Source organism: Pseudomonas sp. WS 5021, from assembly GCF_012985535.1.
Taxonomy (GTDB): Bacteria; Pseudomonadota; Gammaproteobacteria; order Pseudomonadales; family Pseudomonadaceae; genus Aquipseudomonas.
Map to the genome: position 1 here is coordinate 569,496 of NZ_JAAQWP010000001.1, position 12,662 is coordinate 582,157.

The following is a 12,662-nucleotide window of genomic DNA, read 5'->3' on the forward strand; positions in this document are numbered from 1 at the left end:
GCAACGGCCACAGTCTTGGCCATTGGACGGCGATCTGATCATGTTGACTGACCGACGGATTGAGCGGCACCAGTTGCCCTATTTTTTAGAGGTGTTCAATCGCTTCACAGGTAAGCCCATCGGTTACTTGGGTAATATTTCCAGTGAAGGGCTGATGCTAGTCAGCCAATTACCCATGATGGTCAACGTGGATTTTGATCTGCGCTTGAAGATTCCAGGTCCTGAGGGTGATATGCACACCATTGATTTCACTGCGACCTGCCTGTGGAGTCGTGAAGATATCAACCCCAGGCATTACGACTCGGGGTTTTGCCTGTTGGAGGCGCCCGCGGAGTACGGTCAGCTGATTGTTGCGCTGTTGCAGTACTTCAGCTTTGACCCCTTGCAGGCTTCGGCCTAGCGTCACACACCATTCATAGAGCGCCGGCTTTTTTCCAGCCCAGGTATCGGGTTACCAGGTCGGCGCCCAGCTCAGAGGGATGGGCATCCATTACCATCAGGCCCTGCGCCTTGAGGCGGTCATGAAGTTCTTCCCGTGCATTGAGGTAATCGACGCTGCCACAGTAGGCCAGCGCCTGCGCCAAGGTCTGCACGGGAGCCTGGCGCAATTGATCCAGCACTCCTTCGCGCAGGCTCGCCACCAATACCCGGTGCTGGCGGCTGATGCGCTTGACGGCCGTCAGTAGTTCCTCATCGTCCTCATCGCGCAGGTTGGTCACTACGATCACCAGCGCCCGCCGTTTCTGGCGGGCCAGCAGCTGATTGGCGGCAGCCTGGTAATCGGCCGTGCGCCGGGTGCTGTCCAGGTCGTATACCGCGTTGAGCAACTGGTTCAACTGACCGCTGCCCTTGACTGGTGCCAGGTAGCGCGGCTGGTCGCAGGCGAAGGTACACAGGCCCACGGCATCGCCCTGGCGCAAGGCCACATAGCTGAGCAGCAGGCAGGCGTTGAGGGCGTGGTCGAAATGTGACAGTTCGCCGTCCTTGCTGCGCATCCGTCGGCCGCAATCGAGCATGAACATAATCTGCTGGTCGCGCTCATCCTGGTATTCCCGGGCAATCGGCGTGCGTTGCCGTGCCGTGGCCTTCCAGTCGATCTGGCGCAGGCTGTCGCCCTCGCGAAATTCGCGCAGCTGATGAAACTCCAGGCCCAGGCCGCGACGCTGGCGCTGGCGTACACCCAGTTGGCTGAGCCAGTTGTCTACCGCCAGTAACTGCGCACCGTACAGGCGGGCAAAGTCCGGGTAAACCCGGGTTGCATCCTTGACCGATACCTGGCGTTTTGCGGTCCACAATCCCAGGGGGCTGGGCAGATGCACCTCACAGCGCTCAAAGCTGAAATGCCCACGGCTCAAGGGGCGCAGGCGGTAGCCCAGGTCACTGTGTTCACCGGGGCGCAGGGCGATGAACTGCGGCAGGTTCTGCACGCTCAAACCATCCGGTACGTGATCAAACACCTTCAGCGTCAATGGCTGTGTGTAGTCATGCTCCAGGGTGATCCGCACCTCGCTCCAGCGTCCTAGCGCCAGGCTGCCTGGCATGTGCCGCCGCAGGCGTGGCGAGGGACGGCGTTTCAGACGGGCAGCATCGAGCAATGCCAGCAAAAGCAGCGCCAGGAGCAGGCCCCAGGCCACGGAGTGCAGGGCGGCCGGCACCTTGAGTTGCAGGGCCGTGGCCGTTCCGAGGGCGATGTTCAGGCCCAGCAGCACCGCGAGCCAGGCCAGCAACAGGCGAGTAGGTCTCATGGGCATGTCACTGGCGTGGCGCCGGCACTTGGTCGAGCAGTTGGGCCAGCACCTGATCTACCTCCAGGCCTTCGATATCCAGCTCCGGGGCGATGCGTACGCGATGGCGCAACACTGCCAGCGCGCAACTCTTGATGTCGTCCGGGGTCACGAACTCGCCACCGCGCAGCAGAGCCCGGGCACGGGCACCACGTACCAGGGCGATGGAGGCGCGAGGCCCGGCGCCAAGGGCCAGGCCGGGCCAGGTGCGGGTGGTACGGGCCAGGCGCACGGCGTAGTCGAGTACCTGGTCATCCAACGGCAGCTCACTGGCGATCTGTTGCAACAGCAGTACATCATCGGCTTGCAGCACGGTGCGCAATGGCTGTACGTCGAGCATGTCGGCGCGGGAGGAACGAGTCACTTCGCGCACCATATCCAGCTCTTGCTGCGCCTCTGGGTAGTCCATGCGTACCTTGAGCATGAACCGGTCAAGTTCGGCCTCCGGTAGTGGGTAAGTGCCTTCCTGTTCGATGGGGTTCTGGGTGGCCAGCACCATGAACGGCTGGCCGATGGGCAAGGCTTCACCCTCGAGAGTGACCTGTCGTTCCTGCATGGCTTCGAGCAGGGCGGCCTGGGTTTTCGCCGGGGCCCGGTTGATCTCGTCCGCCAGGAGCAAATGGGTGAACAACGGCCCTTTGCGCAGCTTGAATTGCTCGGTGTGCAGGTCGTACACCGCATGGCCTGTGACATCGCTGGGCATCAGGTCCGGGGTGAACTGGATGCGTGCGAAGTCGCCGTCAAAGCAGCGCGCCAGGGCCCGTACCAGCAAGGTCTTGCCCAGGCCGGGTACGCCTTCGAGCAGCACATGGCCGCCGGCGATCAACGCGGTCAGTACGTCATCGATCACCGCGTCCTGGCCAATCACTGCCTTGCGCAACTCGGTGCGCAGCGCCTGGGCGAGTTGGGTGGCGCGCCCGGTGTCGAGGGTATTGGGTAAATCCACTGGAGAATCGCTCATAGGGCATTCCTGAGGGTTTGCAGGCAGGCCACCTGGCGGCTGAAATCGGCGCTGGAAAGCCGTTTTGCCGGGAGTGGGCCCAGGGCCTGGCTGATAATTGAAGCGGGTTGGCGGGTCAGGCGCTCAAGGGCCTGCCATTGTCCTGCGGTATCTAACTGTTCGAATCCGGGGTGGCGGCGACGTGCGGTACGCAGGATGTCGCGCTGCAAGGCTTGCAACAGGCTGTTTTGCCCGCTGCGGCGCAGCAGGAAGTCGGCACTGGCATTCAGGTGCTCCTGCAATTGACGGCGGGCTTTCGGGGCTGGCGCCTGGATGGGCCCCTGGCGTACGCCGGCGCGCCACAACCCCAGTAGAATCAAGGCGGCCAGTGCTACCAGGGCCTGGGGGAAATACCGCAGCACCAGACTGAACAGGTTTTCGACGTCCGTGTTCGATAGCAGGGTGACATCGCTGCCCTGGGTCAGGTACCACAGCAGCCAGGCGTTGTCGTGCAAGCCGATGGCCGGGGTCTTCCACAGCTCGCTGTCGGTGATCACCGTTACACGACCCAGCCCGAGATCGAGTTGCATCAGGTGGCTGGACTTGGCGCTGTTGGCCGAAAACTGTGCCAGGTGCCTGGGGTCGATCAGGGTGAAGTCAGTGTCGAAACTGAAAAACGCCGGCGCGGTTTCGTTATCGACATACAGCCGTGTCAGGTCCGGTTTCTTGTTCTTGCGGGCGGGGGGCGGCAGGTCAAAGTCATCGCTGAAGGCCTGGCGCAACTGCAGGCGATCGAGCAGCAGGTCGCCGCTGTCCTGGGTTTCTTCATCCCATATGGCTTCGGCCACCAGCAGCAGATGGCCGCCAGCCTTGGTCCACTCCAGCAACTGGTCAACCTGGCGCGGGGTCATGTTGCTGCGTTCGCTGAGCAACAGCAGGCTGCCGCCCTCGGCGGGCAGGGTGGCCAGGCGTTCCAGGCTGCGGGCATGCTCGACGGCCAGGCCTTGCTGGCGTAGGAAGTGTTCCGCCGCCAGGTAGGGGTTGGCCTGGGCTTCAGGTGAGGGCCCGCGGTCAACCACTTCTTCGTAGGGAATCGCCTTGTGCCAGGCATAGAAGCCCCCGGCCGTCAGCAGGCAAGCCAGGATCAGTCCAATCCAGATCAGTGGCCGGTTCATCGCGTGGCCTCGCTGTCGAACAAGCTGCGCCAACCGGCGCAGAGCTGTTGCTGGGCCAGGGCAGGCGGTATGCGATGGCCGTAGGCGAGGTTTTGCCAGTGCCGGGTCAGGTCGTCGCTAAAGGCCAGCAATTGCGGCTGTTGCAAGTGGCGCACCCGTTCCAGGACCTGGCCTTCGGTATCGGCGTTTTTCAGTGGCAGGTGGAAGTCATGCAGCAGCCGGCTCAGCAGGCCGCGATACAGCAGGCCAAGGGCCTCACGGGGCTGTGTGGCCCACAGTTGTTCGGCGGCACCGGCAATATCCTCGGGCAAGGTCTGCACGCCCATGTCCAGGCCGAACAGTTGCGACGGCACGGGCTGCACGGCCTTGGGGCGTTGGACGCGGCGGCGACTGACAAAGGCGTGCAGCCAATCACGATAACGCCAGGCAACCAGGGCAATGCCGGCGATCAGCAGGCCCCAGAGCAGCACCTCCATCACCAGGGCCAGGGGCTTGAAGGTGTCGCTGTTGAGATTGTCCAGCAAGGATTTGAGCCAGGCCGGCAGATGGGCACCTCCCGGGGACTTGGCGTTGCTGCTGCTCTTGTCCTCGCCGAAACGGTAGCGGGTAACGGTTTGCGGATTCTTGAACGGGGGTTGTTCCAGCAGGCGCTTGATCGATTGACTGGCTTGCGGCGTGCTCAACGGTTTTGAGTCGACCGGCGGGTTGGCCATGGCCTGGGGAGTTGGCGCGATCACTAGCAGGCCGACAGCCAGCAACAGGGCGGCCACTGCCGACCCCAGGCGCTGGCGCAGGCGGCGGAACACCAATTCCAGGTCCCAGGCTTCAAGCACGGTACGCCGGTTCAGGTAGAGGCTGAATCCACATGCCACGTAGATCGGCTCCCAGAACACCAGGATCAGGGCGTAGAAGGCATTGCTCAGGTGCTCCAGCCAGAGCCAGTCCTGGCTGCTGGCCAATGCCAGTTGCTGCCAGTCCCAGTCCAGCTCTACCTGTTGCGGCAGGAACAGGTAGAACAGCGCCATCAAGCCGATCCACAGCGCCGTTTCCAGGTGCATGCCGATCAGCGTCAGCCAGCGCGCCGCGCCGGCATTGCGTTGCAGCAGCACACCCAGCCGTTGTTGGCGGGCCAGGCCGCCGAGGCCCTCAAGTTGCATCACGGGCATGGCAAAGCTGCGACTGAGGCTAAAGCGCCGCCAGGTCAGGCTGGCCAGCAGTTGCCCCTTGAGCAGCCGTGGCCATTGGCGCAGCGCCTGTTTGAGCGTCGGCGTCTCGCCAAACAGCGCTTTGGACAGGATATACAGCGGCAGGCGCTCAAAGGCTGGTTTCAACCACCAGAACAACAGCACGGCAACGGAGGGGTAGTCCCACAGCATGACGCTGATCAGGATAAAGATCGGCAGGCTGACCAAGGCCCAACTGCTCATCAAGAGCACGCGGTGCTCACGGGCGAGCAACACTCCGAGGTCCATGGCTTCCCACGAGGAGCGGGGGCGAATCACCACGCTGGCGTCACTCAGGCGCATGACGACTCCTGCCGGCGAACAGCAGATAGGCGATCACCATCGCCCAGAGCGCCGCGCCCACCAAGTATTTGCCCCAGGGCTCCACGGCCGTGGTGGAGGACCAATAGGCTTCTATAAAGGCCGCGATCAGCAGGAACAGAATCACCCCGCAGATCATTTGCACGCTCTTACCGGCTGCCAGGCGCAGTGCTTCCCCCCGGGGCAATGCTCCCGGTGCGATCAACGCCCAGCCCAGTTGCAGGCCGGCCGCACCGGCCAGGGCGATGGCCGTCAGTTCAAACGCGCCGTGGCCGATGACAAAGGACCAGAAGGTTTGCCCGTAGCCGATTTCGGTCAGGTGCCCGGCGATGGCCCCGATCATCAGGCCATTGAAAAACAGGAAGAACACGCTGCCCAGGCCAAACAGCAGGCCGCCGGCAAAGGTCTGGAACGCGATGCCGATGTTGTGCATCACGTAGTAGCCGAACATCATCCAGTCCTCACTCGAGGCCCGCTCGGCCGCGCGCCCCAGGCGACTGGCGTCGGGGTCGTACATGGTTTGCATCTCGGTCACTTGCTGGGTACTGACGATGGTGTAGATCAAGTCGGGGGACAGATAGACCAGCAGGGCAATGCCGACCAGGCTGCCAAAGAACAGCAGGCTGGCCACCAGCACGAAGCGCCATTGTTCGCGGACCGTGCGGGGAAAGTCGGCCAGCAGGAAGCCCAGGACCTTGGCGCCGAGCTGGCTGCGATGGCGATACAGCTGCTGATGGCCGCGCAGGGCCAACTGTTGCAACGGGTCTACCAGGTAGCTGCTGTAGCCACGCTCCTGCGCCAACGCCAGGTGCTGGCACAGGCGTCGGTAATCATGGGGGAAGTGCGTCAGCTCCTGGGCCTTGGCCTTGCCTTGCTCAAGCAATGCCAGTTGCGCGGCAAAGGCTTGCCAGTGCGGCTGGTGACGGCTTTCGAACAGGCTCTGTTTCATGTCGGCCCCAGCAGGCCGCGGGCCACGCCATTGAGCTGGTCCACGGCGCGTGCCGGGGAAACCTGCAAGGGCGTGGCCAGAATCGCCGCCAGCTCTTGGGTGCGCTCGGCGGACAGTTCACCCTGGCGCTCGGCAAAACCGAGGATCGCGCGCTGCTCGTTCAACGCCAGGGCAAAGGGCAGGCGCAATGCCGGGGCCTGGGGCAAGAGAGGGCGGGCCACGGGCTGTTCGCGGTAAACCACCAGGGTCCCGGCTGCGATGTCGCCCAGGCGTTTGAAGTGGGGATGTTGCAGGCAACTGATGGCGCCGAGGAAATAGCCGAACGGCAACATATCGACAAAACGCAGCAGGTTGCGGATCAAGGAGGCGGACCAGCCAATGGGCGTGCCGTCATCCTGTACCACGCGCAGGCCCATGATCTGCTTGCCCGGTGAACAGCCCTGGTTGAGCACTTCGAACAGCACCATGTACCACCAACTGACGAGGAACAGCAGGATCGAGCCCAGGCCGATGCCCAGGTCGCCGAGAAACGCCAGGGCGATGAACAGGATGCCGAGGATCAGGCCGCGCAGGCCCAGGTCGAAGCCGAATGCCAGCGCCCGGGGCATCAGCCCGGCGGGGCGCAAGGGCAGGTCGATGCCTTCCGGGGTCTCGATCTGGTAGCGAGTGTCCAATGGGGCGGTGGGCATTGCGTTCCCTGGCAGTGCGGCGTGGCTGGGCATGGGCAACCTCATCGGGCGGCCGGCGAAAATGAGAGGTCGATGCTAGCAGTGTCATCGCTGCAAGTAACACCTGAAAATGCGCCAAGGTTTCACTGAATGTTTATCCAGTGCACATGGCGCTGGCCCCGGGCGGCGTCCAGCGCCTAGACTTTGTCGGTCTTCAGCACAGGAATAGCCCGTGACCTCGATCTTCTGGTACGACTATGAAACCACCGGCATCAACCCGCGCAGCGACCGCCCGCTGCAGGTTGCGGGAATTCGCACCGACCATGACCTCAACGAGGTAGGGCCGCCGGTCAACCTCTATTGCCAGCCCAGCGACGATATCCTGCCGCACCCGGCGGCTTGCATGATCACCGGCATTACCCCTGGCCAACTGGCGGAAAAAGGGCTGGCCGAAGCCGACTTCATGACGCGGGTGCATGCTGAGCTGGCGGCCCCCGGCACTTGCGGCGCGGGTTACAACACCCTGCGTTTCGACGACGAAATGACCCGCTACAGCTTGTACCGCAATTTTTTCGACCCCTATGCTCGGGAATGGCAGGGCGGCAACAGTCGCTGGGACTTGATCGATGTGCTGCGCACGGCCTATGCCCTGCGCCCAGACGGAATCGTCTGGCCCGAGCAGGACGGGCGCGTGACCCTCAAGCTGGAGCGCTTGACCCAGGCCAACGGGATCGACCATGGCCAGGCCCACGAGGCCTTGGCCGACGTGCGCGCCACCATTGCCCTGGCGCGATTGGTCCGGGAAAAACAACCCAAGTTGTACGACTGGTTGTTTCAACTGCGCAGCAAACAGCGGGTCATGGATCAGATCCGCCTGTTGCAGCCCATGGTGCATATTTCCGGGCGTTTTTCTGCCGAGCGTCATTACCTGGGAGTGGTCCTGCCGTTGGCTTGGCATCCGCGCAATCGCAACGCGTTGATTGTCTGTGACCTGGGGCTCGACCCACAGGGCCTGCTGGACCTGGATGCCGAAACCCTGCGCCGGCGCCTGTATACCCGGCGCGATGAGTTGGCCGACGGCGAATTGCCGGTGCCGCTCAAATTAGTGCACATCAATCGTTGCCCGGTGGTCGCGCCGCTGAGTGTATTGCGCGCGCAAGACCAGCAGCGTTTGAACCTGGACATGCCTGAATATCAGGCCCGGGCGCTGCGGCTAACTGACGCACAGGAACTTTGGCGGGATAAATTGCCGGCGATTTATGCCGAAGAAGATTTCGCCGCCAGCGCTGACCCGGAGCAACAGCTCTACGATGGTTTTATTGGTGATCGGGATCGGCGGTTATGTGAACAAGTCCGCACTGCCGAACCTGCGCAACTAGCGCGCCAGCAGTGGCCTTTTGATGATCATCGTTTGCCGGAATTATTGTTTCGCTATCGTGCCCGTAACTTTGCGTACACCTTGGACGATGAAGAGCAACAACGCTGGAAATTGTTCTGTCAGCAACGCTTGTCAGACGCGGATTACGGTGCCCCCAATACCCTCGAGAGTTTCAATAAGGCCAGGCTTGAATTGGACGTTAGTGCTACATCGTTTCAGCGCCAGGTACTGGATGAATGGCAAGAATATGTTGATGCTTTACGCCGGCGGCTGAGCCTGTAATCGACCTTTGATAAACAGTGGGCAATAAAAAACGCCAGCGAACTGGCGTTTTTTATTGTGTCGCGAATCAGGTGGCGACCTGGCGAGCCTTAGCCCAGCAGGGTAGCCCAGCCTTCAACCACGTCACCGCCCCACTTGGCTTTCCACTCTTTCAGAGTCTTGTGGTTGCCACCTTTGGTTTCAATCACTTCGCCGTTGTGCGGGTTTTTGTACTGCTTGACCTTACGCGCGCGCTTGGTGCCGGTAACTTTTACCGCGCCGCGTGGTGCTTTAACTTTCGATTCCGGATCCAGCAGCGCAATGATGTCACGCAGGGACTTGGAGTATTCACCCATCAGGGTGCGCAATTTGCCTTCGAATTCCAGCTCGGTTTGCAGTTTGTCGTCTTGGGACAGATTCTTCAAACGGGCTTGCAGCTCTTTGATAGCTTCTTCGGTGGCACGGTATTCGTTGATCAGGGACATGTGGACTACCTTATGCGGGGCGCTGAGGGACAGGGATAGTGGCCTAATAATAGTCAGACAGTTTCCCCAAGTAAACATTTAAGCTCGGTTTTATGTAATTTACTTTGAATGTTTGTAGCCAGAGGCTCGGAGTGCATTATTTAGTGCGCTCCAGCGGCTAAAGATATTCTCCTTAGATCTTGGGTAATTGTGGTAACAGATGCTTGTACACACATAACGCCCAGGTAAAAACCGTACTCTGTTTAGGGACACCACAAGGAATTGCGCGAATAAGCGTTGAGGAATACTGCAGTTTTTCTACGGTATCGCTAGAATGGCGGCCTTTGCGAAGTTCTGGAGTTTGCCCCTAATGCGCACTTTTCGTCTGGTGATTGCCTGCCCGGATCGGGTTGGTATCGTCGCTAAAGTCAGTAACTTTCTGGCCTCTCACAACGGCTGGATCACCGAAGCGAGTCATCACTCGGACAATCTCAGCGGTTGGTTTTTCATGCGCCACGAAATCCGTGCCGACACGCTGCCCTTTGGCCTGGAGGCATTTCGCGAGGCATTTGCGCCAATCGCCGAAGAGTTCTCGATGACATGGCGCATCACCGACACCGAGCAGAAAAAGCGTGTGGTCCTGATGGCCAGCCGCGAGTCCCATTGCCTGGCGGACTTGCTGCACCGCTGGCACAGCGATGAACTGGACTGTGAGATCGCTTGCGTGATTTCCAACCACGATGACCTGCGCAGCATGGTCGAGTGGCACGGCATTCCGTACTACCACGTGCCGGTCGACGCGCAGAACAAACAGCCAGCCTTCACCGAAGTCTCGCGTCTGGTCGAGCAGCATGAAGCGGACGTCGTGGTGCTGGCGCGCTACATGCAAATCCTGCCGCCGGAACTGTGCCGCGAATATGCAGGCAAGGTGATTAACATCCACCACAGCTTCCTGCCGTCGTTTGTCGGGGCCAAGCCGTATCACCAGGCGTCCCTGCGCGGTGTGAAGCTGATTGGCGCAACCTGCCACTACGTCACCGAAGAGCTGGACGCAGGTCCCATCATCGAGCAGGACGTGGTACGCGTCAGCCATAGCGACAGCATTGAAGACATGGTGCGCTTCGGCCGCGATGTCGAGAAGATGGTCCTGGCCCGTGGCCTGCGCTATCACCTGGAGGACCGCGTGCTGGTACACGGCAACAAGACTGTAGTGTTCTGATAAAGCAAAAAGGGCCTGGGCGTTAAATCACCCAGGCCCTTTTTATTTGTGTCAGCTATGAGGGTCGAACGATGAGTGATCCCCTGGATAAAGCCACCTCCAAGGCACCCGCCACCTTGGGCGAGGGTTGCTTGAGCCGCTACGATCCGGATGCCCTGGATGCCGAGGACGGCACGGATTTCCCCGACGCCGCCCGTTTGTGGGAGCAATTGCAGGAAGAGTCAGAGCCGCACGACAAGCCCGGCCCTGGTAAACACAACGCAGATTGAATGTAGGAGCTGTCGAGCCTGAGCGAGGCGGCTCCTACAGTTGATTTGCGATGTCCTCGGGTTTAGATACGGAAGCTCCCCACCAGTTGTTTCAAGCGTGCCGCTTGCTGCTCCAGGTCAGAGCAGGCGCGCAAGGTGGATTGCAGGTTTTCCACGCCTTCCTGGTTGAGCGTATTGATCTCGGTGATATCGATGTTGATCGACTCCACCACCGAGGTCTGCTCCTCGGTGGCGGTGGCCACCGATTGGTTCATGCCGTCGATTTCCCCGATACGCTGGGTCACGCTGCTCAGGCGTTCGCCTGCCAGGTTGGCGATTTCTACGCTGTCGAGGCTGTGGCGCTGGCTTTCGCTCATGGTGCTGACTGAGTCTCGGGCGCCGACTTGCAGCTCCTCGATCATCTTTTGCACCTGTTGCGCCGACTCCTGGGTGCGATGGGCCAGGTTGCGCACCTCGTCGGCCACCACCGCAAACCCGCGTCCGGCTTCCCCGGCGCGCGCCGCCTCGATGGCCGCGTTGAGCGCCAGGAGGTTGGTTTGCTGGGAAATACTGGTGATCACTTCGAGGATCTGCCCGATATTCACGGTCTTGCTGTTGAGTGCCTCGATGTTGCTGCTGGAGGCGCTGATCATCTCGGACAGTTGCGTCATGGCCTTGATATTGCGCTCCACCACTTGCTGGCCATCTTCGGCCAGGTGGCGGGCATCGCTGGCCTGGTGCGAGGCCTGCGCGGCATTACGGGCAATTTCCTGGGCGGCGGCGCCCAACTGGTTGATCGCTGCCGCGACACTGTTGGTGCGGTTGGCCTGTTCGTCGGAGTTGACCATCGACGAGTTGGAGGCGCTGACCACGCGCAACGCCACTTCATTGACCTGGCCGGTGGCGGAGGACACTTCGCGAATCGATGTGTGAATCCGTTCCACAAAGCGGTTGAAGGCTTTGCCGAGGATGCCGAATTCGTCATGGTTCTGGATCGTCAGGCGGCGCGTGAGGTCGCCTTCGCCATCGGCGATGTCTTCCATGGCCCGGGTCATTACATGCAGCGGTTGCATCAGCACGCGGATCAGCATGCCCAGCAACGCAATGATGATCGCCACGGCAATTACGGTGGCAATGATGGCCGAAGTGCGGAATTCGCTGAGCATGGCGAAGGATTTGTCTTTATCTACTGACAGACCGATATACCAGTTCACCGACGGCAAGCCCTTGATCGGGGCAAAGGTGACGATGCGGGTTTTGCCATCGACCTCTATTTCGCTGAAGTCAGCACTGATCTTGACGGTCTGGTTCGGGTACGCCTCGCCCAGGGTCTTCATCACCAGGCTTTTATCCGGGTGCACCAGAATCTTGCCGTCGGCACTGACCAGGAACGCATAGCCCATGCCGCCGAAGCTCAGGGCGCCGATGTTGTCCACCAGGGTTTGCAGGCTCAGGTCACCGCCCACCACGCCGACGCTTCGCCCGGCCTGGCTGCTGGGGGTGGCGATGGAAATGATCAACTGGCCGGTGGCCGCGTCGATATAGGGTTCGGTCAGGGTCGAGCCATTGCTGGCCTGGGCGCCTTTGTACCAGGGACGTGCACGCGGGTCGAAGCCGTCGGGCATCTTCGCGTCGGGGCGAATGGTGAAGCCGCCTTTGCTGTCACCCAGGTAGGTTGCCATGAACGATGACGTCAGGGCTTTCTGCTCGAGCAGGTTGGCGACCACACTCGGCTCGGGATTGATGGCGATGTTCTGGGCGGCGTTTTCCACCAGGACAATACGGCCGGCCAGCCAGCTCTGGGTATTGCTGGCGGTGACGCCGCCCATTTCATGCAGGTAGCTGTCGAGGTCGTCGCGAATCGCGTTTCGTTGCAGGTAGTCGTTGTACAACGTGAACAACGCAAATGCGGCAATGACGATAAGGGCGGCTGCAAGCAGGATTTTGTGGCTGAAGCGCAGATTTTTATTCATGGCTCGTCGTGTCCGCTAAGGTCTTAATGTCCGAGGCGCGTCTTTTATGGAAACGCACA

12 protein-coding genes are annotated in these 12,662 nt (G+C 61.0%); 4 read left to right on the forward strand and 8 right to left on the reverse strand.

Features of this window, described 5'->3' with window-relative positions; genetic code table 11:
• The first annotated feature begins 40 nt into the window (after positions 1-40).
• Positions 41-400, forward strand: a complete 360-nt coding sequence (locus HBO19_RS02580; RefSeq protein ID WP_169954701.1) for a PilZ domain-containing protein — start codon at positions 41-43, stop codon at positions 398-400.
• Positions 401-413: 13 nt separating this feature from the next.
• Here HBO19_RS02580 and HBO19_RS02585 read toward each other — a convergent pair whose 3' ends face one another.
• The 6 genes from HBO19_RS02585 to HBO19_RS02610 are packed head-to-tail and all read right to left on the reverse strand — an operon-like array spanning position 414 to position 7,081.
• Positions 414-1,745 carry a DUF58 domain-containing protein gene (locus tag HBO19_RS02585; protein ID WP_169954644.1) on the reverse strand — a complete coding sequence of 444 codons (1,332 nt, stop codon included), beginning with the start codon at positions 1,743-1,745 and terminating at the stop codon, positions 414-416.
• Between the two features lie 7 nt (positions 1,746-1,752).
• Complete coding sequence (locus HBO19_RS02590; protein WP_170056845.1) at positions 1,753-2,745, reverse strand: MoxR family ATPase; 993 nt, start codon at positions 2,743-2,745, stop codon at positions 1,753-1,755.
• Complete coding sequence (locus HBO19_RS02595) at positions 2,742-3,899, reverse strand: DUF4350 domain-containing protein (protein ID WP_170056846.1); 1,158 nt, start codon at positions 3,897-3,899, stop codon at positions 2,742-2,744. Before HBO19_RS02595 ends, HBO19_RS02590 begins: the two co-directional genes overlap by 4 nt.
• Complete coding sequence (locus HBO19_RS02600) at positions 3,896-5,425, reverse strand: DUF4129 domain-containing protein (RefSeq protein ID WP_170056847.1); 1,530 nt, start codon at positions 5,423-5,425, stop codon at positions 3,896-3,898. The genes HBO19_RS02595 and HBO19_RS02600 overlap by 4 nt, the downstream gene beginning before the upstream one ends.
• Positions 5,412-6,392: a stage II sporulation protein M gene (locus tag HBO19_RS02605; RefSeq protein WP_169954648.1), complete on the reverse strand. Its 981-nt coding sequence runs from the start codon at positions 6,390-6,392 to the stop codon at positions 5,412-5,414. The genes HBO19_RS02600 and HBO19_RS02605 overlap by 14 nt, the downstream gene beginning before the upstream one ends.
• Positions 6,389-7,081 (reverse strand): RDD family protein, encoded by a 693-nt coding sequence (locus tag HBO19_RS02610; RefSeq protein ID WP_170041889.1) that lies wholly within the window; start codon positions 7,079-7,081, stop codon positions 6,389-6,391. Before HBO19_RS02610 ends, HBO19_RS02605 begins: the two co-directional genes overlap by 4 nt.
• Before the next feature lie 211 nt (positions 7,082-7,292).
• On the opposite strand from HBO19_RS02610, the gene sbcB reads away from it, so the two are divergent.
• Entirely contained in the window at positions 7,293-8,720 is a 1,428-nt protein-coding gene (gene sbcB, locus HBO19_RS02615) for an exodeoxyribonuclease I (protein WP_170041890.1), read from the forward strand.
• Positions 8,721-8,809: 89 nt separating this feature from the next.
• Here the strand turns inward: sbcB and mvaT are convergent, their stop codons facing one another.
• Entirely contained in the window at positions 8,810-9,184 is a 375-nt protein-coding gene (gene mvaT / locus HBO19_RS02620) for a histone-like nucleoid-structuring protein MvaT (RefSeq protein WP_029295469.1), read from the reverse strand.
• Positions 9,185-9,533: 349 nt separating this feature from the next.
• Between mvaT and purU the strand changes: the two genes are divergently transcribed.
• Entirely contained in the window at positions 9,534-10,382 is an 849-nt protein-coding gene (gene purU, locus HBO19_RS02625) for a formyltetrahydrofolate deformylase (RefSeq protein WP_169954651.1), read from the forward strand.
• Positions 10,383-10,453: 71 nt separating this feature from the next.
• A complete protein-coding gene (locus HBO19_RS02630) occupies positions 10,454-10,651 on the forward strand; it encodes a hypothetical protein (RefSeq protein ID WP_169954652.1) in 198 nt (65 codons plus the stop codon).
• Positions 10,652-10,713: 62 nt separating this feature from the next.
• Here the strand turns inward: HBO19_RS02630 and HBO19_RS02635 are convergent, their stop codons facing one another.
• Positions 10,714-12,603, reverse strand: coding sequence for a methyl-accepting chemotaxis protein (locus HBO19_RS02635; RefSeq protein ID WP_170056848.1), 1,890 nt, complete (start codon positions 12,601-12,603; stop codon positions 10,714-10,716).
• Between the last annotated feature and the right edge of the window lie 59 nt (positions 12,604-12,662).